Genomic DNA, 17074 nt, shown 5'->3' with positions numbered 1-17074 from the left:
TGTTTATCCCAGCGCGTTCACCAGCGCCTTCACTTCCAGGAATTCGGCCAGCCCGAACTTGCCATGCTCGCGGCCGTTGCCCGACTGCTTATACCCGCCGAACGGCAAATCAGGGCTCGGCTGGCCGCCATTCACATAGACCATCCCGGCGCGCAGGCGGGGCGCGACGCGGCGGACGCCTTCGGCATCACCGAACAGCACGGCGGACAGGCCATAAGCGGTATCGTTGGCGATGCGGATCGCGTCTTCCTCGTCCTTGTATGGGATGATCGTGACCACCGGCCCGAAAATCTCCTCGCGCGCGATCGTCATGTCGTTGGTCACGCCCGAGAAGAGCGTGGGTTTGACGAAATAGCCGGTCTCCACGCCGTCCGGACGGCCGGGGCCGCCCGTCTCCAGCTTCGCGCCCTCTGCCATGCCCTTGGCGATCAGCCCCTGGATCTTGTCCCACTGCGCCTTGTTGACCACGGGGCCGAGATGCCGGCCTTCCTGCGCGGGATCGCCGGTCTCGGTTGCCTTCATCATCTCGGTTGCGATGGCAGTCACTTCCGCGACCTTGCTCTCGGGCACCAGCAGCCGGGCGGGGGCGATGCAGCTCTGTCCCGAATTCATGAGCACGTTGAAGAGCGTACCCTTCACCGCGGCGGCTGGATCGGCGCTTTCGAGCATCACGGAGGGTGATTTGCCGCCCAGTTCCTGATGCACGCGCTTCACCGTCTCGGCAGCGTTCTTGGCCACCAGCACGCCTGCACGGGTCGAGCCGGTGAAGCTCACCATATCGACCAGCCTGTGCGTCGAAAGCGCGGTGCCCACGCCCGGGCCATCTCCGTTGACGAGGTTGAACACGCCAGCTGGAACGCCCGCCGCATCCATCACTTCGGCAAAGATCGCAGCGCAGCCCGGGGCTTCTTCGCTGGGCTTCAGGATCATCGAGCAGCCCGCCGCCAATGCGGGCGCGACCTTGGAGACGATCTGGTTGAGCGGCCAGTTCCACGGGGTTATCATCGCCACCACGCCGATCGGCTCATGCACGACCAGGCTGTTGCCGATCTGCTCCTCGAAGGTGAATTCCCGAAGCGCGGCGATCGCCGCCATCAGATGCCCGATCCCCGATCCCACCTGCGCGGTGCGCGCAAGGCTCACGGGGGCGCCCATCTCCAGGCTGATCGCCTCCGCCATATCGCCCGCGCGTGCCTTGTATGCTTCTAGGATGCGTTCGAGCAGTGCGATGCGTTCATCGACCGTGGTGCGCGAGAAGCTCTCGAACGCGCGTGCGGCTGCCGTTGCGGCCTTGTCGACATCGGCGGCGGTGCCCAGCATGATCTCCGCGGTCGGCGCTTCGGTGGCCGGGTTGATCACGTCGTGGCGCGTGCCGCCTTCGCTCTCCACCCATGCGCCATCGATATAGTGCTTGAGATAGCTGCGCATTCATCCGCTCCGATTTTTGAAACTTCGGTATGCCAGATGGCGCGGGCGCGCGCGGGTTGCAAGATGCAACCTAGGCTGTGAACGCAGCTACTATGTGCGCCCAGCAGGGCGGGGGCGTGGGCGCGCTCCGGGCTTACCTCTTCTCGCGCGCCAGCCGACTCATCAGGATCGCGCTGCGTTTTGCCTGGATTGCGATGCTGGGCACGTCCAGCCATTCGCCCTCGGCATGGAGCGAGCCGCCGATCGGGCCCATGCCCGCCAGCGTATCGGCATAGGCCGCGACGAAGCTCGAATCCGCTGCGCCGCGCTTGGCCGGCGGGAACTCGGCCATTTCCGGCAGCCCCATGTCGCGGTTGATCGCGTTCACCCGGGCGAGCAGCGCGCGATTGCCCTCGGTCGGTGCCATGGGCGGGGTATTGTCCTGGAAGGTGAGCGTCGCGGTCGTGCCGGGCAGGTGCTTTGCGACGATCGCCTGCATCTTCTCGCGCGCCTTCGCGTCCTGTTCCGGGGTCAGGCTGCGCAGGTCGCCGCGTGCGATCGCCGTGGCGGGGATCACGTTGGTCTTGCCGGTCGCTTCCACCTTTACGCCGTCCGCATCGATGGTCGCCGGCGTGCCGCCCGCAATCACGCCGACATTGAACGTCAGGTTCTCTTCGATCAGCTCCGCGCGCCAGCCATTCAGGATGCGCGTGATCTCATAGATCGCGCCATAGCCCAGATCGGGGCCGAACACGCTGCCGCCATGCCCGGTCTTGCCGGTCGCTTTCAGCGTCCAGTTATTGGCGCTCCGCCGCGCGACGGTGCCGAATTGCTGCCCGTTCTCCGCGGCGAGATTCTCGAATTCCAGCGCGACATCGGCCCATTTGCCTGCCTCGATCAGGTCGCGGCGCGCCAGCGGGATCGGGTCGCCGGTCTTTTCCTCGTCGCCAGTCAGCATCACCTTGATGTCGGCATTCTTCAGCGTGCCCGCTGCCTGCATCGCGCGCAGCGCCGCGACGATCACCGCGATGCCGCCCTTGTCGTCCACCACGCCGGGTCCGGTCGCCTTGTCGCCGTCCCGTCCGAACTTCTGGAAGGGAGAGCTCGCCTCGAACACCGTGTCGATATGCGCGATGAGCAGCATCCGCTTGCCCTTGCCATTGCCCTTGTGCGTCGCGACGAAATGGCCTGCGCGCTGGGTTTCGGGCACTTCGATCCATTCAACCTTGAAGCCGAGCGCTTCGAATTCAGGCTTCAGGATCGCGCCGACCGCGCGGACGCCTTCGAAATGCAGCGTGCCGCTATTCTGGTTCACCATCCGCTCGAGCAGGTCGAGCGTCCGGCTGCTCTCTTTGTCCACCGTCGCGATCATCGCGGCCTCGGGCTTGGAGAGATTCTGGGCAAATGCGGGGGAGGCGAGCGCCAGCAGCGGGGCGAGCAGGGGAAGCAGTTTCATGCACGCCACGCTAGTCAGCCTGAGGCGTGGCCGCAATCGCGTTCAGGCGACGCGATACACCGATAGCCGCACCGTCGCACCAACCTTGCCCCCGGTGGCGACGAAGATCGAGCGATTGACCCAGTCATAAGCGGGATGGCCGGCCGAAAGGCGGATTGCGGTGCGCATGTAATAATCTTCCGGCGGCACCGTCTCGCCCGCCGCGATCCGCGCGGCGATTTCGGCGGATGCGTGGCGGATGCCGCGGCTGACGATCTCGATCACGGCGCCATCCTCTGTCTCCAGCGCGTAGCGCGCATCGAGTTCGGCGATTCCGTCCGCGCTCACTTTCTGCCAGTCCGCGCCGACATTCAGGATGCGGCCATTGAGCCGTGGCCCGCTCGCGCTGCCGCCCACGATCGGGATGATCCGCTTCGTGCCCTCCGGCGCGTCACCCATTTCATGCGGACGGGTCAGCTCGACCACCAGTTCGGTTACAAATTCCAGCTCGATGCTCATGCCAGTGCCTTTGCCAGGGTTGCGCCTTCGGGGATCGTGCGGGGCGCCCGGTTGAGCCGGTCCTTCGCGAAGCCTGCCGCCTGCTGATAGGCGAGCATGAAGGCCGCGCGCTCCTCCGCCGGGATCACATCGTCGATATGCTCGAACTGCCCGCCGCAGCGCGCCTCGACCATCTCGAGCAGGCCGAAGGGCCCCGATCCGCGATTGCGCATCGCGACCTGCCCGATCGCCGCGCAATATTGGTCGTCGAACGCCTCGAGCGTTGCCGGGGTCACGTCGTGATCGAGCATGATCCGCCCGATGTTGCGCGCGTCGATGATCGCCTGCGACGCGCCGTTCGATCCGGTCGGGTACATCGGATGCGCCGCATCGCCGATCAGCGCCACCGCGCCGTCGATCCAGGTCGGGATCGGATCGCGGTCGATCATCGGATTCTCGAAGGCGACTTCGGATTGCGAGATCAGCGCCGGAAGATCGAGCCAGTCATAGACGAAGCCGTGGAATTCATGCGCGAATTCGGAGAGCGGCACCGAACGGAACCAGCCGCTTTTCGCCCAGTCATGATCGGTGTCGAACGTCTGCTCGGCGATCCAGTTGATGTCGGCCAGACCATCGGCGTCCGGATGGGAGATCGGGTAGAACACCACACGGTGGCGGCTGGTGCCCAGCCCGATGAACGACGATCCGGTGCGAATTGGCCTGGCGCGCGCGGTGCCGCGCCACATGATCGTACCGCCCCAATGGATCGGGGGCTGATCGGGATGCATTTGCGCCCGCAAAGCGGAACGGATGCCGTCCGCGCCGAACAGGAGGCGGCCGTCAAATGCCTCGATCGTCCCATCACCCAGCTCGACCGTCGCGGTCACCGTTCCATCGGAATTGTTGCGATAGCCGGTGACCTTGTGCCCCAGCTTCACCGCATCCTCGCCCAGCCGCTCGATTACGGTGCGGTAGAGCAGCATGTGAAACCGGCCGCGATGCACGGCATATTGGTCCCACTTATATCCGGCAAAGGTCCCGCGTTCCTCGGTATAGATATCCTTGCCGTTCAGCCCCACCAGCGCCCATTCGCGCGCCGGGATGCCCACCCGGTCCAGCGCATCCGCACCGATGCCCAGATCGGCCAGCTCGCGCACCGCATTGGGTTGCAGGTTGATCCCCACGCCCAGCGGCCGCAGCTCGCCTGCGCTTTCGAAAACGGTGCAGGGCACGCCGATCTGGTGGAGCGTCAGCGCCAATGTGAGACCGCCAATGCCGCCGCCGGCGATCAGCACCTTATCCTGCGACATTCAACTACTTCTCTGGCTCGTGACTTCGGTCTGCGCTCGGACTCGCGCGGCAAGCCCCATATCACGCATCCCGAATATCGTAATCACTCATAACGAAAAGGGCACCCGGGTCTCCCCGAGCGCCCCAAGCGTCGTCTGATCTCCCCCGAAATCAGGCGCTATAATACATGTCGTATTCGACCGGGCTGGGGGTCATTTCCCAACGCGCCACGTCGGCGCGCTTGATCTCGACATAGGCCGCGATCTGGTCACGGGTGAACACGTCGCCCTTCAGCAGGAAGTCCTGATCGGCTTCCAGGCTGTCCAGCGCTTCGCGGAGAGAACCGCAAACGGTCGGCACCTGCTCCAGCTCTGCCGGCGGCAGGTCATAGAGGTTCTTGTCCATCGGATCGCCCGGGTGGATCTTGTTCTGGATGCCGTCCAGTCCGGCCATCAGCAGCGCCGCATAGCAGAGATACGGATTGGCCAGCGCATCGGGGAAGCGGAACTCGACGCGCTTTGCCTTGCTGCCCGCGCCATAGGGGATGCGGCACGAAGCCGAACGGTTGCGGCTCGAATAAGCGAGCAGCACCGGCGCTTCATAACCCGGAACCAGGCGCTTGTAGCTGTTGGTCGAAGGGTTGGTGAAGGCGTTCAGCGCCTTGGCATGCTTGATCACGCCGCCGATGAAATAGAGGCACATGTCGCTGAGGCCGGCATAGCCATTGCCCGCGAAGAGCGGCGTGCCCTTATCCCAGATCGAGATATGGGTGTGCATGCCCGAGCCGTTATCTTCCTTGATCGGCTTCGGCATGAAGGTCGCGGTCTTGCCATAGGCCTGCGCGACCTGATGCACGACGTACTTGTAGATCTGCATGCGGTCGGCGGTCTGCACCAGCGTGCCAAAGGTCAGGCCCAGCTCGTGCTGCGCAGCGGCGACCTCGTGGTGATGCTTGTCGCAGGGCAGGCCCATTTCGAGCATGGTCGAGACCATCTCGCCGCGGATATCGACAGCCGAGTCGACCGGCGCGACGGGGAAATAGCCGCCCTTGGCGCGCGGGCGGTGGCCCAGATTGCCGCCTTCATATTCGCGGCCCGAATTGCCCGGCAGCTCGATGTCGTCGATCTTGTAGTAAGACGTCGAATAGCTGTTCTCGAAGCGGACGTCGTCGAACATGAAGAACTCGGCTTCGGGGCCGACATAGACGGTGTCGCCGATGCCGAGCGTCTTGAGATACGCTTCCGAGCGCTTCGCGGTCGAGCGCGGGTCACGCGCATAGAGTTCGCCGGTCGAGGGCTCGACGATGTCGCAGACCAGAATGAGCATCGGCGTCGCCGAGAAGGGATCGACCCAGACCGCGTCCAGATCCGGCTTCAGGATCATGTCCGATTCGTTGATCGCCTTCCAGCCCTCGATCGAGGAGCCGTCGAACATCAGGCCGTCGGTCAGCTCGTCCTCGCCGATCACCGACGCGACCATGGTGAGGTGCTGCCACTTTCCCTTGGGGTCGGTGAAACGCAGATCGATCCACTCGATCTCGTTATCCTTGACCATCTTCAGAATGTCGCTGGCCGAATTCGCCATTTGAGAAACCCCTTTCGCTCTCTTTCAAGAGCCCGACGAATCGGGCAATAAAATTACATTTGCAGTGCAGCAATCCACGTAATGCTGCGCTGCGTCAAATCGCGTTTTCGTTGCGCTCGCCGGTGCGGATGCGCAGTGCGGTCTCGACGGGGATCACGAAGATCTTGCCGTCGCCGATGCGGCCGGTCTGCGCGGCAGTGGCGATCGCCTCCACCACGCGCTCGGCGAGCACGTCATCAACCACTACCTCAAGCTTCACCTTGGGCAGGAAGTCCACGACATATTCCGCGCCGCGATACAGCTCGGTGTGGCCCTTCTGCCGGCCAAAGCCTTTGGCCTCGGTCACCGTAATTCCGCTCACACCCACTTCGTGGAGCGCTTCCTTTACCTCATCGAGCTTGAACGGCTTGATGATCGCTTCGATCTTTTTCACAGGTGCAATACCCCATAGGAATTCGGACGATCCCTTGTCCCCTATCGCGCGTCTTACAACAAGCGTGCCAGCCGCGTTCGGGGCGATTTTCCAGAGGCGGGGCGCTGCGGCGCGAGTTAACAACTGCCTAACAAATGGGCATTAACGTCCGGCTTGCCCGATTGCACGGCACGCAAGCGAAACTATGCGTGCCGTTGCGTGTTCCGGGCATCGGTAGACGTGGGGTGCGTTGTATGCAGCTTTTGCCCATGGATGCGCCGGCCGAGCTTCATCGGTGGGCACCGCGCGCAGGTGATGTGCTGGTCGCAAGCGGCCCGCTCATCATCATGGCGCACGGCTTGTTGGCGATTCCACCGGCCGATCGCCGCGCCTGCTGGATCACCACCGCGTCCGGCGATCTGAGCGCCGACGATGCGGAGGAAGCGTTACGCGCCTGGTCGAAGCGGCACTGAGAGCATTCCGCTTAACTGGGCCCAGAAGGTATTTATGGTCCCTGCGTTTCATAGATGTAGTATTATTCGCCCCCGCCGTTTAGCGTCCCCATGGGGGCAGGCTAATGACATGTATCGAAGTGATTATGCGAGGCGTTGAAGTCGCTGGCATCACAGCAATACCGATTGCCGTTTTTTGGGGGCAGATACTTGTCGGTCGGAATGAAGCGACTGCCGATCTTCTCCGGGAATTTCATTCCCCTGAAATTTCCCGGGCTAGGGGAGTGACAGAGAACTGGATAATTGCGAACCGCGTCAAGCCAAGCCGAGGGAAAGGTGGGATTGAGCCTGGCGAGGATATCTGGGAGCAATTCTACATTATTGGGCGCTTCTTTTTCCGGCTCAATATGCTTCGTACCAGCAGGCTGATTAACTCGGGCAAGATATGCGGGCTATTCTCCCACCATTTCATTTTCTGGTGGGAGGTCTATCTGGAGGGGCTAAGTGATCGTTCCGCGATCAAGCACGATATAAACGCCCTCAAGGAGTGGTTCGATCTTGAAGTTTCCCGCCATCGCGACTGGCAAAGCAGGTGGAACACGTTCCAGACCCGGGCCAGGGAACTGGTCACGCCTCCGATTTCGCCCGCGACGGCAACTCAATAAGGCGGGCGGTCCAGCCCCTTCGGACTCTTCGTGAAGATCTCGCAGCCATCCTCGGTGATCCCGATCGAATGCTCGAACTGCGCAGAGAGCGAGCGGTCGCGCGTCACCGCCGTCCAGCCGTCCTCGAGCAATTTCACGTCGGGCCGGCCGATATTGATCATCGGTTCGACGGTGAAGAACATGCCGGGGCGCAGTTCCGGGCCGGTGCCGGGGCGGCCGACATGGACGACGTCGGGCGCATCGTGGAACAATTGCCCCACGCCATGCCCGCAGAAATCGCGAACCACGCCGTAGCGATGCTTCTCGGCATGGCGCTGGATCGCATGGCTGATATCGCCAAGATGATTGCCCGGCTTCGCCTGCTCCAGCCCGAGCATCAGCGCCTCATAGGTGACGTCCACCAGCCGCTTCGCCTTGATCGGCACGTCGCCCACCAGGAACATCCGGCTGGTGTCACCGTGCCAGCCGTCCAGCATGGGGGTCACGTCGATATTCACGATATCGCCGTCCTTCAGCGTCTTCTCGCTCGGGATGCCGTGGCACACGACATGGTTGATCGAGATGCAGCAGCTATGGGTGTAGCCGCGATAGCCTAGCGTCGCGGGCACGCCGCCACCGGCTACAGACATTTCGCGAACTATATCGTCCAGCTCCCCGGTCGTGACGCCGGGAACGACATGGGGAACCAGCGCGTCGAGGATCTCCGCGCCCAGCCTCCCGGCGCGGCGCATCCCCTCGAACCCTTCGGGGCCGTGTAGCCGGATCGCATGCGTGCGGGTTTTGGGCAGGTCAGCGGTAACGGCTACATATTCGGTCATGCTGGGCGATATAGGCGTTTGCGCGCGGGATTTCGAGAGCCTAGTCAGGGTCCATGAGCGAGCGTATCTGGACTGCGGCACTGGTGGTGATCGGCGACGAAATCCTCTCGGGCCGGACGCAGGACAAGAATGTCGCGCAGTTTGCAACCTGGCTCAATGTGCAGGGCATCCGCCTCGCCGAGGTGCGTGTTGTTCCCGATGTGCAGGACGCGATCGTCGAGGCGGTGAACGTGCTGCGCGCCCGCAACGATTATCTGTTCACCACCGGCGGCATCGGCCCCACGCATGACGATATCACCGTGGACGCGATTGCGGCGGCGCTTGGCGTGCAGGTCATCGTCCATCCGGCCGCGCGCGCGGCGCTGGAGCGGCACTATCAGACGCGCGGCGGCCTGACCGACGCCCGGCTGCGCATGGCGCGCGTGCCCGAAGGCGCCGAACTGATCGTCAATCGCGTTTCGGGCGCGCCGGGGATCAAGCATGGCAACATCTTCATCCTCGCCGGCGTGCCGCATATCGCCGCCGGCATGCTCGATGCGCTGACCGGGACGCTGGAGGGCGGCAAGCCCGTGCTGTCGCGCACGATCGGCGCATGGGTGGCCGAAAGCGAGATTGCCGACATGCTCGGTATCACCGAACGGGCCTTCGATGGCGTCGCGATCGGCAGCTATCCGTTTTTTCGCGATGGTCGCACCGGCGCGAATTTCGTGGTGCGCGCGACCGATCCCGATATACTCAACGCCTGCGCAGATATGCTGCTGGCCGGCCTGGGGGACAAAGGGCTCGAGGCGTTCGAAGGGGGAATCTGATGGAAGATTCGCGCCGGACCTTCGGGGTCTGGACCGCAGCCGCGCTCGTCGTCGGCAGCATGATCGGTTCGGGCATCTTCGTGCTCCCTTCCGTCGTCGCGCCGCTAGGCTGGACCGGGGTCGCTGCATGGGTCTGCGCGATCGGCGGCGCGATGCTGCTGGCTACCGTGCTCACCGGCCTCACCGCGCATCTGCCGGGCGAGACGGGCATCGTCGCGATCATCGGCAAGGCGCTGGGGCCGCTGCCCTCCGTCCTCTGCGGCTGGAGCTTCTGGGTCGGGGTGTGGACCACCAACGCGATCATCGCGATCACCGCGATCAACTATCTCGGCTTCTTCTGGCCGCCGCTCACCGCCACGCCGCTCAACAATGCCGGGTTCGCGGTCGGTCTGCTCTGGCTGCTCGCGCTGCTCAACCTGCTCGGCACCCGCGCGGCGGGTCGCTTTCAGGTGGTGACGACCTTGCTCAAGCTGCTGCCGCTGTTCGCCGTCGCCGCGATCGTGCTGGGGCTGCTGGCAAAGGGCGGTCAGGCTTTTGCCGCTAACCCGCATACCCCGTTCAGCCTTTCCGCGCTGACGCCTGCGGTGACGATGGTCTTTCTGGCGATGATCGGGTTCGAAACCGCCTCGATCGCTGCCGAGCGCGTGCGCGATCCCGGCCGCAATATCCTGCGCGCCACCATTGCGGGTCTCGCGCTCACCGGGCTCCTTTACCTGATCGTCTCGACCGGCGTGTCCTTCGCGCTGCCAGAAGCGGCGGTCGCCGAATCGAAGGCCCCGATCGCCTTGTTCGTCGAGACCTTCTGGGGGCCTGGCCCGGCGATGCTGCTGGCCAGCTTCGCGGTGATCGCCACGGTCGGCTGCCTCAATGGCTGGGTGCTGATGAGCGGGGAGGGACCGCTGGGAATGGCCCGTGCCGGGCTGCTGCCGCGCTGGATGGCGCGCACCAATCGGCACGATGTCGCCGCGCCGATGCTGGTGATCTCGACGATCCTGGCGAGCATCCTGATCCTCAGCAGCGTCAGCCAGAGCGCCGGCGTGCTGCTCGATTTCATGCTGCGGCTCACTACGGCGGCGGCGATGTGGATCTATCTGGGCGGCTGCGTGGCTGCGTGGAAGCTTGGCCTGATGCGTCCGCTGGCGCTCGCGGGCATCGCCTTCGTGCTCTGGGCGCTGTGGGGCGCGGGCACCGAAGCGCTGCTGCTCAGCACCGCGCTGATCCTCGTTGCCATTCCGCTTTACTTCATCGCGCTGCGCGGTCCCCGCGACGCGGCATGATTGGGCGCCCGGGCTGGGGGCAGGGGGCTGCCTCAGCGACCGAGCATGCGATCCAATAGCGAGCGATCCCGCAATATCTCCCGCGCAGCATTATGCCCCGGTGCGCCCGTCACACCGCCGCCGGGATGGGTGCCCGATCCGCACATATAGAGCCCCTTGATCGGCCCGCGATAATCGCCGTGCCCCAGCACCGGACGCGCGGCCCAGAGCTGATCGAGCGACATGTGCCCGTGCATGATGTCCCCGCCGATCAGCCCGAACTTGCGCTCCAGATCGAGTGGGGAATGGATCTGCCGCGCGATCACCGATGCCTTGAAATTCGGTGCATGTTTCGTGACCGTCTCGATGATCCGGTCGGCCGCCGCCTCACGGTGCGTGTCCCAATCGAAACCGGGCGCGAACTGCTGGCAGAACAATGCCGCCACATGCCCGCCCGGCGGCGCGAGACTGTCGTCCACCGTAGAGGGAATCGTCATCTCGACGATCGGCTCGTCCGACATGCTGTTGGCGCGTGCGCTGGTATAGGCCCGGTCCATATAGTCGAGCGTCGGGCAGATCATGATGCCCGCCTTATGGTGCTCACCTTCTCCCGGAAGCACGGTGAAATCGGGCAGTTCGGAGAGCGCGACGTTCATCCGGAACGTGCCCGATCCCGCCTTGAACCCGTCCATCCGACGCGCGAAATCCGCGGGCATATCGCTGCGCTCGACAAGTTGGCGGTAGAGCAGAGCAGGCCCGACATTGGCCGCCACCACCGGTGCCATGATCTCCTCGCCGCTCTCCAGCCGCACGCCGGAAACCTTGCCGCCGTCCACCAGCACGCGCGCGACTGGCGCTTCCAGGCTGATTTCCACGCCCAATTCGCGGCAGGCATCCGCCATCAATTGCGTGATCGTGCCCATCCCGCCGATCGAATGGCCCCATGCGCCCTTCTTGCCGTTCACCTCGCCAAAGACGTGGTGGAGCAGCACATAGGCGCTGCCCGGCGTATCGGGGCTGGCATAATTGCCAACCACCGCGTCAAAGCCGAACGCCGCCTTCACATAGTCATTCTCGAACCAGCCGTTCAGGAAGTCGCGCGCGGATTTCACGAACAGGTCCATCACGTCGCGCTGCGCGTCGATCGGCAGCTTCGCCAGCCGCCGCCCCTGTGCCGCCGCCGCCAGCAGCGCGCGGATTCCGCCGCCGGCATTGGGCGGGGTTGTCAGCGCCAAGTCTCGCAACACCTCGGCGACGCGCTCCAGCGCCGCCTCATAGTGCGGCAGCGCCTCGGCATCGCGCGTCGAGAAACGCGCAAACTCGGCCTGGGTCCGCGCGGTCCCACCGCCCAGTTTCAGATAGCCGCCGTCATGCGGCAGGAAGTTGCTGATCGGCCGCTCCGCCACGCGCCAGCCGCGCTCCACCAGCCGCATGTCCGCAATCACCTTGGGCCGCAACAGGCTGACCGTGTAACTCGCGGTCGAGTTGCGAAAACCGGGATGGAATTCCTCGGTCACCGCCGCGCCGCCCACCACATGCCGCCGCTCCAGCACGCGCACCTTCATGCCGCTGCGCGCCAGGTAAAAGGCGCAGACCAGCCCATTATGCCCGCCGCCGATGATCAGGGCGTCATAGCGGCCGCGCATGGCTTACTTCGCAAGCTCTCTGAGCAATGCCCGGTAATAGACGATCGACGGGGCGATCTCGCTCAGCGGCGTGCGCTCGTTCAGCCCGTGCGCAAATCCGTCCGACGATTTCATGAAGATCGGGCTCACGCCATAGCTGGGCACGCCCCGCGCGCGGAACCACATCGAATCGCTGGCACCCGCAGACATGCTCGGCACGATCGGCACGCCGGGGAAGCGCGCGTGGATCAGCCGGGTGATCAGCTTCATCAGTTCGGGCCGCAGCGGCGATGCGTCGCTCGCCACCGTGCCGCTGTCGAGCTCGACGATCTTAAGCTCGGGGTCGCCGACAACCCTGGTGAGGGTTTCCTGCACCGCCTTGGGGCTGGTGCCGGGAAAGATCCGGCAATTGACGTTCGCGGTGGCGCGCTGTGGCAGCGCATTTGTCGCGTGACCAGCCTGGACGGTGGTCGCCACGCAGGTCGTGCCCGTCTGGCCGATCAGCCCGGGATAGGATCGCAGATAGGCCAGCGCCTCCGCATCGTCCTTGTTGGCAAGGAAGCGCCGCGTGGCCTCCGCCATCGGCGCATCGGCGGTCTTCAGATTGGCTTCGAATCCGGCGCGGGTGATCTCGTTGATCTCCGCCGGAAACTGGTAATCGGCGATCCGCGTCAGTGCGCGCGACAACGAATAGATCGCATTGTGGCGGCTCGGCGCGCTCGAATGCCCGCCCGCATTGGTGAAGGTCAGCTCGAAATCGGCATAGGTCTTCTCGGCACCCTGAATGCCATAGATCACCGCCGCGCCGCTCTCGTCGATTTCGCCCCCGCCACCGTCGATGTTGAGCAAAAGCTCGGCCCCGTGGAATTCCTCCGCCAGCTTCTGCGTGGTCTTCATCGAGGTTTCCTCATCGCCCGAGGCGAGGAGATAGATGTCTCGGCTGGGGCGGAAGCCTTCGCGCTTCAATTGGATCAGCGTCGCGACCAATGTCGAGAGGTCGTATTTCATGTCGCTGGCGCCGCGGCCCCAGATATAGCCGCCCTCGATCACCGGGGTGAAGGGATCGCGCGTCCAGTCGGCGGGCTTGGCCTCCACCACGTCCATATGGCCCGAGATATAGATCGGCTTCTTCGCTGGGTCGGTGCCGCGATAGCGCGCGATCAGATAGGCGGTATCCGCCAGCCGCTCGACACGCACATCCTCCGCCGCGAAGCCGCCTGCGACCAGATGCTCCTTCAGGAAATTGGCATATTCGGGCGTCTGGTTGCCTTCGCCCGCCACGGTGCGGAACGCGATGCCGCGCTTCAGCAGTTCCAGCGCCTGCGCCTCTGCCACCCTGTTGGGGCCGGGGGTCTGCGCATAAGCGGCGGGAGCGGCTACGAGCGCCAGTGCGAGGAAAGCCGCGACGGGGCGCATATGCAGGGGCTCCAGATCAGGGGAGTGGAGCGGGCGAAGGGAATCGAACCCTCGTCGTAAGCTTGGGAAGCTTCTGCTCTACCATTGAGCTACGCCCGCGCGAAGGCTGCGATGCACAATCGCGCGGCCCCGGTCAACCGGGGGCTAGCTTCCGTTGTTCGCCACCATGTCGATATCGGTGCCGCCGTCGCTGCGCGTGGTGAGGAACAAAACATAGGCACCGCCGTCGCGATCGCGGGTGCCGCCCAGGATATGCTGATCGCCGTCCACCTGATGCTCGGCCGTATATCCGGATTTGATCGCCTTGGTGTAATACCAGTCGAGCATGGCCTGCATTGGCTGGGCTGCGGAGAAGCTTACCGCGCGCAAGGCGCACTGGCCGGCCTCGCTGCCCGCAGCCTCGATGACGCGGGCCTGCGGGAAGAGCGGCAGATCGGCCGGAAGGCGGTTTGCCCAGGCGGCGCTATAGGTCATCGATGCGGCGCACTGGCTGGTCCGCGTATCGCGCTGGCGTGCGGCGATGCCGCCCAGCGTCACGCTTTCGCGAGCAGCGGCGCACTGCGTGCAATTCTTGTCGGCCTGGGTGGGGGCGGGGGTCTTCATCAGGCCCGCCATGTCGATCTTGTCGGTGTTCGTCGCGACGGCGTCGCTCGGCACGCCGCCCGAATAAGGCTGGCCCGGCGGACGGATCGCATCGCCATTGGCTTGGCGGCTGAGCTGGGGATCGACCATGATCTGATCCTGCAGCGCGCTCGCCAGCGCGGGATCCGCGGCGTTGCCGCTGACTTCGTCCGCATCGTTGAGGCTGTCTGCGCCGCCGCATCCCGCCAGCGCAAGCGGCAGGAGGAAGGGCAGGTAAAAGGCTCGGCGAGACGGCATCCATGCGCTCCTTGGGGATGCTCCGTCATGCCGTGGGAAGGTTAAGGAAGCATGGAAAAGGGTGGCGAAACGCCCAATTTTGCGTTAACCATGATAGGAACCCGGACGGATCGAGTGCGTTGATCGCAATCGAATTCGAAGGGGATTCCATGCACCTGAACGCGAAGATGATCGGCGGTGGCGTAGCCGCTGCGGTGGCTACCGGCATCGGTTATCTCCTGCTTTCTCGCGACGAACAACCGGCCTCGTTCCGCACCGTATCGCGCGAAGGCGCGTTCAGCATCCGCGATTATCCCCCGCTCTGGGTCGCCGAGACGGTGATTGAGGGGATGCGCGAATCCGCCGTCGCGCTGGGGCTGGGCAAGCTCGCTGAATTTCTGTTCGGCAAAGCCGGGGCGAAGCGGATGACGGTTCCTGTGCTCGCCGATGGAGATGAGGATGGTCGGGGTTGGCGCACGCGTCTGGTGATGCCGGCGCGGATGCGTCCCGAGGATTTGGCACCCGAAGAGGGCGTTTCGTTGCGCGCGCTGCCGCCGCGCCGGATCGCGGCGCTGCGCTTTACCGGCGATAGCGATGATCGCGCGCTCGGCACGCACGAAGCCGAGCTGCGCCGCTGGATGGCCACGCACGGCCTGCGCGCGTCCGGCCCGGTCGAGCACGCGTTCTACAATTCGCCGCTCACCCCGGCGGCGCTCCGCCGTAGCGAAGTGCTGATCCCGCTCGCGGCTTAAACTGTTGTATATTGCTAATACACTACAGAAGCCCTATAGTCGTTTCATGCTCAACATCCTCTCGATCCTCATCGGTGTGATCACCCTGCCGGTCATGCTCATTGCGCTCATCCCGTTGCTGGGATGGCTCAACTATCTGGTGATCCCGATGGCGGTGGTCGGCATCGCGCTCGGCGCGGCATCTGGCAGCAACACGGGCCGCAATCTGAACCTGGTCGTCGGCGGCGTCGGCCTGGTCCGCCTCTGGCTCGGCGGCTTCCTCTTCTAAATCGGGTTCGCTTGAACCCAGGCAAAAGGCCCGGCGGTCTCCCGCCGGGCCTTTCTCTCGCCTGCGTGGCTGAGAATTTCCGCGTTTAGCGGCAGCGAATGTTGTTGCGGTCGACCGACGAGCCGAGCGCAGCGCCGGCTGCGGCGCCGAGCAGGGTACCGAGCGTGGCATTGCCGCCGCCCGCAATCGCGTTGCCAAACAGGCCGCCAGCGATACCGCCGACGATCAGGCCCGTGGTGCCGTCGCTGCGGCGGCAATAATAGCGTCCGTCACGACCGCGATAGATGCGGTCGTTCCGCGTCAGGCGGCGCTCGCGATAGTAGCGGCCGTCGCGATAATAATCGTCGGCCCAATATTGGCGCTCGCCCGGGGGCAGGCGGTTATAGTCATAGTTGCGATAACGCCGCCAATCGCGGCGCCATTCGCGGTTCTGGCGCGCATCGCGACGGTCGCGGCGCCAATCCTGCGAGGTCGCGGCTTCGGTGGTGTGGGTCACGGTGGCGGCGGGTGCAGTCGCGGGCGCAGGCGCGGCGACTGCGGCGGGTATCGCCGGCACGGCGGCAGCGGCGATGGCCGCGGCAAAAAGGATACGCATGGGATCTCTCCTGTCGTTACGGGTGCAGCACCAACGTACCGAAGCGGGACGGGTTGCGTGAACCGAAAACTACTTTTCGTTCATGCCGCAGCCATGCGTCAGATGCGCGTGCTGCCCGAATAGGCGAAGAGCAGGTCGCTGCCTTGATCCGCTTCCAGCGCGGCTTCGCCTTCGATGGTCAGGCATTGTCCCGCCTTGAACGCCGTGCCGCTGACGGTTCCTGCGCCCGCTAGCGGCACCAGCCAGCCGGTCACGCCTTCGGGCAGGCGGATCGTGCGCGCGCCGCCCGCCCAGCGCTCCAGCACGAATTTCGGCCCTTCTACCAGGATGTTGCGGCCATCGCTCACCTTGCCGGGCATCGGATGCGGCACGAACGGCACCGGGTCGGAAACCGCGATCCCCTGTTCCAGATGCAATTCGCGCGGGCGGCCATAATCATAGAGCCGATAGGTCGTCTCGCTGTTCTGCTGCACCTCGACCAGCGTGATTCCCGCGCCGATCGCGTGGATCGTGCCCGATGCCGAATAAAAGAAATCACCGGCCTTTACCGGCTTCCAGTCGAGCAGGTCCTCGATCGATCCGTCGAGCGCGGCGGCGCGCAGCGTCTCGCGGTCGGTCGGGAATTTGGTGCCCAGCGCGATCGTCGAATCGGGTTCGGCGGCCAGGATCACCCAGCATTCGTCCTTGCCGCGCGGCAGCCCGGCGGCGTGTGCCTGGGCATCGTCCGGATGCACCTGCACCGACAGTTTTTCGCTGGTAAACAGATATTTGATCAACAAATCGGGCGCGCTGTCGCCCGGGGTCTGGAACCAGATCTCGCCAACGGGCTCGCCGTCCGGCGCCGGGTCCTCGAAACCGGGCCACAAACTGTGGCGGCCCCAGGGCTTTTCGACGCGATGGGTGGCAAGAAGCGTTGCGGTCACTCAAAGTCCCT

Annotated in this window: 18 protein-coding genes and 1 tRNA gene; 6 read left to right on the top strand and 13 right to left on the bottom strand. The window is 64.6% G+C overall.

Translation table 11 applies throughout. From position 1 onward, the window contains the following. Positions 1–3: 3 nt before the first annotated feature. The 6 genes from SSO01S_RS07320 to SSO01S_RS07295 all read right to left on the bottom strand — a co-directional run bounded on the left by SSO01S_RS07320 (position 4) and on the right by SSO01S_RS07295 (position 6647). The gene (locus SSO01S_RS07320) at positions 4–1428 is read right to left on the bottom strand and encodes an aldehyde dehydrogenase family protein (RefSeq protein ID WP_066797400.1); all 1425 of its coding nucleotides are present in this window, start codon (positions 1426–1428) and stop codon (positions 4–6) included. 133 nt (positions 1429–1561) lie between these two features. After that, positions 1562–2863: a M20/M25/M40 family metallo-hydrolase gene (locus tag SSO01S_RS07315; protein WP_066797390.1), complete on the bottom strand. Its 1302-nt coding sequence runs from the start codon at positions 2861–2863 to the stop codon at positions 1562–1564. A gap of 42 nt (positions 2864–2905) precedes the next feature. After that, positions 2906–3361 (bottom strand): DUF3237 domain-containing protein, encoded by a 456-nt coding sequence (locus SSO01S_RS07310; protein WP_066797387.1) that lies wholly within the window; start codon positions 3359–3361, stop codon positions 2906–2908. Further along, complete coding sequence (locus SSO01S_RS07305) at positions 3358–4650, bottom strand: flavin-dependent oxidoreductase (RefSeq protein ID WP_066797384.1); 1293 nt, start codon at positions 4648–4650, stop codon at positions 3358–3360. Before SSO01S_RS07305 ends, SSO01S_RS07310 begins: the two co-directional genes overlap by 4 nt. A gap of 151 nt (positions 4651–4801) precedes the next feature. Continuing rightward, a complete protein-coding gene (gene glnA, locus SSO01S_RS07300) occupies positions 4802–6214 on the bottom strand; it encodes a type I glutamate--ammonia ligase (protein ID WP_066797381.1) in 1413 nt (470 codons plus the stop codon). A 94-nt stretch (positions 6215–6308) separates the two neighbouring features. Continuing rightward, positions 6309–6647 (bottom strand): P-II family nitrogen regulator, encoded by a 339-nt coding sequence (locus tag SSO01S_RS07295; RefSeq protein ID WP_066797379.1) that lies wholly within the window; start codon positions 6645–6647, stop codon positions 6309–6311. 233 nt (positions 6648–6880) lie between these two features. Here SSO01S_RS07295 and SSO01S_RS07290 point away from each other — a divergent pair, with 233 nt between their 5' ends. After that, on the top strand, positions 6881–7099 hold the full coding sequence (locus SSO01S_RS07290; RefSeq protein WP_157073679.1) for a hypothetical protein: 219 nt from the start codon (positions 6881–6883) through the stop codon (positions 7097–7099). Positions 7100–7203: 104 nt separating this feature from the next. Then, positions 7204–7743 carry a hypothetical protein gene (locus SSO01S_RS07285; RefSeq protein ID WP_157073678.1) on the top strand — a complete coding sequence of 180 codons (540 nt, stop codon included), beginning with the start codon at positions 7204–7206 and terminating at the stop codon, positions 7741–7743. Here the strand turns inward: SSO01S_RS07285 and map are convergent. Further along, the gene (map, locus tag SSO01S_RS07280) at positions 7737–8561 is read right to left on the bottom strand and encodes a type I methionyl aminopeptidase (protein WP_066797373.1); all 825 of its coding nucleotides are present in this window, start codon (positions 8559–8561) and stop codon (positions 7737–7739) included. The genes SSO01S_RS07285 and map overlap by 7 nt on opposite strands. Positions 8562–8614: 53 nt before the next feature. On the opposite strand from map, the gene SSO01S_RS07275 reads away from it, so the two are divergent. Together SSO01S_RS07275 and SSO01S_RS07270 are read left to right on the top strand one after the other, a co-directional pair. Next, positions 8615–9370 (top strand): competence/damage-inducible protein A, encoded by a 756-nt coding sequence (locus SSO01S_RS07275; RefSeq protein WP_066797364.1) that lies wholly within the window; start codon positions 8615–8617, stop codon positions 9368–9370. Further along, a complete protein-coding gene (locus tag SSO01S_RS07270; RefSeq protein WP_066797361.1) occupies positions 9370–10647 on the top strand; it encodes an APC family permease in 1278 nt (425 codons plus the stop codon). The genes SSO01S_RS07275 and SSO01S_RS07270 overlap by 1 nt, the downstream gene beginning before the upstream one ends. Before the next feature lie 32 nt (positions 10648–10679). Here SSO01S_RS07270 and SSO01S_RS07265 read toward each other — a convergent pair whose 3' ends face one another. The 4 genes from SSO01S_RS07265 to SSO01S_RS07250 form a co-directional block, all read right to left on the bottom strand. Continuing rightward, the gene (locus SSO01S_RS07265; RefSeq protein ID WP_066797359.1) at positions 10680–12272 is read right to left on the bottom strand and encodes a phytoene desaturase family protein; all 1593 of its coding nucleotides are present in this window, start codon (positions 12270–12272) and stop codon (positions 10680–10682) included. A gap of 3 nt (positions 12273–12275) precedes the next feature. After that, a complete protein-coding gene (locus SSO01S_RS07260) occupies positions 12276–13667 on the bottom strand; it encodes a M20/M25/M40 family metallo-hydrolase (RefSeq protein WP_066797357.1) in 1392 nt (463 codons plus the stop codon). A 25-nt stretch (positions 13668–13692) separates the two neighbouring features. Further along, positions 13693–13766 (bottom strand) — tRNA-Gly (locus tag SSO01S_RS07255). 45 nt (positions 13767–13811) lie between these two features. Next, positions 13812–14546 (bottom strand): hypothetical protein, encoded by a 735-nt coding sequence (locus tag SSO01S_RS07250; RefSeq protein ID WP_066797354.1) that lies wholly within the window; start codon positions 14544–14546, stop codon positions 13812–13814. Between the two features lie 119 nt (positions 14547–14665). Between SSO01S_RS07250 and SSO01S_RS07245 the strand changes: the two genes are divergently transcribed. Together SSO01S_RS07245 and SSO01S_RS07240 are read left to right on the top strand one after the other, a co-directional pair. Then, positions 14666–15277: an SOUL family heme-binding protein gene (locus SSO01S_RS07245; protein WP_066797351.1), complete on the top strand. Its 612-nt coding sequence runs from the start codon at positions 14666–14668 to the stop codon at positions 15275–15277. Between the two features lie 46 nt (positions 15278–15323). Next, positions 15324–15545 (top strand): hypothetical protein, encoded by a 222-nt coding sequence (locus SSO01S_RS07240; RefSeq protein WP_066797348.1) that lies wholly within the window; start codon positions 15324–15326, stop codon positions 15543–15545. An 85-nt stretch (positions 15546–15630) separates the two neighbouring features. Here the strand turns inward: SSO01S_RS07240 and SSO01S_RS07235 are convergent, their stop codons facing one another. Further along, positions 15631–16140 carry a glycine zipper 2TM domain-containing protein gene (locus SSO01S_RS07235; RefSeq protein WP_066797345.1) on the bottom strand — a complete coding sequence of 170 codons (510 nt, stop codon included), beginning with the start codon at positions 16138–16140 and terminating at the stop codon, positions 15631–15633. A 98-nt stretch (positions 16141–16238) separates the two neighbouring features. Further along, the gene (locus tag SSO01S_RS07230) at positions 16239–17063 is read right to left on the bottom strand and encodes a class I mannose-6-phosphate isomerase (RefSeq protein WP_066797344.1); all 825 of its coding nucleotides are present in this window, start codon (positions 17061–17063) and stop codon (positions 16239–16241) included. Positions 17064–17074: the final 11 nt, after the last annotated feature.

It is taken from the genome of Sphingomonas soli NBRC 100801, from assembly GCF_001591025.1.
Classification (GTDB): Bacteria; Pseudomonadota; Alphaproteobacteria; order Sphingomonadales; family Sphingomonadaceae; genus Sphingomonas; species Sphingomonas soli.
The sequence above is the reverse complement of the archived record's forward strand: the minus strand, read 5'-3'. Positions and strand labels throughout refer to the sequence as shown.

Coding starts and splice junctions, on each gene's coding strand:
- SSO01S_RS07320 (WP_066797400.1), bottom strand. CDS start 1,428: ATGCGCAGCTATCTCAAGCACTATATCGATGGCGCATGGGTGGAGAGC.
- SSO01S_RS07315 (WP_066797390.1), bottom strand. CDS start 2,863: ATGAAACTGCTTCCCCTGCTCGCCCCGCTGCTGGCGCTCGCCTCCCCC.
- SSO01S_RS07310 (WP_066797387.1), bottom strand. CDS start 3,361: ATGAGCATCGAGCTGGAATTTGTAACCGAACTGGTGGTCGAGCTGACC.
- SSO01S_RS07305 (WP_066797384.1), bottom strand. CDS start 4,650: ATGTCGCAGGATAAGGTGCTGATCGCCGGCGGCGGCATTGGCGGTCTC.
- glnA (WP_066797381.1), bottom strand. CDS start 6,214: ATGGCGAATTCGGCCAGCGACATTCTGAAGATGGTCAAGGATAACGAG.
- SSO01S_RS07290 (WP_157073679.1), top strand. CDS start 6,881: ATGCAGCTTTTGCCCATGGATGCGCCGGCCGAGCTTCATCGGTGGGCA.
- SSO01S_RS07285 (WP_157073678.1), top strand. CDS start 7,204: ATGACATGTATCGAAGTGATTATGCGAGGCGTTGAAGTCGCTGGCATC.
- map (WP_066797373.1), bottom strand. CDS start 8,561: ATGACCGAATATGTAGCCGTTACCGCTGACCTGCCCAAAACCCGCACG.
- SSO01S_RS07275 (WP_066797364.1), top strand. CDS start 8,615: ATGAGCGAGCGTATCTGGACTGCGGCACTGGTGGTGATCGGCGACGAA.
- SSO01S_RS07270 (WP_066797361.1), top strand. CDS start 9,370: ATGGAAGATTCGCGCCGGACCTTCGGGGTCTGGACCGCAGCCGCGCTC.
- SSO01S_RS07265 (WP_066797359.1), bottom strand. CDS start 12,272: ATGCGCGGCCGCTATGACGCCCTGATCATCGGCGGCGGGCATAATGGG.
- SSO01S_RS07260 (WP_066797357.1), bottom strand. CDS start 13,667: ATGCGCCCCGTCGCGGCTTTCCTCGCACTGGCGCTCGTAGCCGCTCCC.
- SSO01S_RS07250 (WP_066797354.1), bottom strand. CDS start 14,546: ATGCCGTCTCGCCGAGCCTTTTACCTGCCCTTCCTCCTGCCGCTTGCG.
- SSO01S_RS07240 (WP_066797348.1), top strand. CDS start 15,324: ATGCTCAACATCCTCTCGATCCTCATCGGTGTGATCACCCTGCCGGTC.
- SSO01S_RS07235 (WP_066797345.1), bottom strand. CDS start 16,140: ATGCGTATCCTTTTTGCCGCGGCCATCGCCGCTGCCGCCGTGCCGGCG.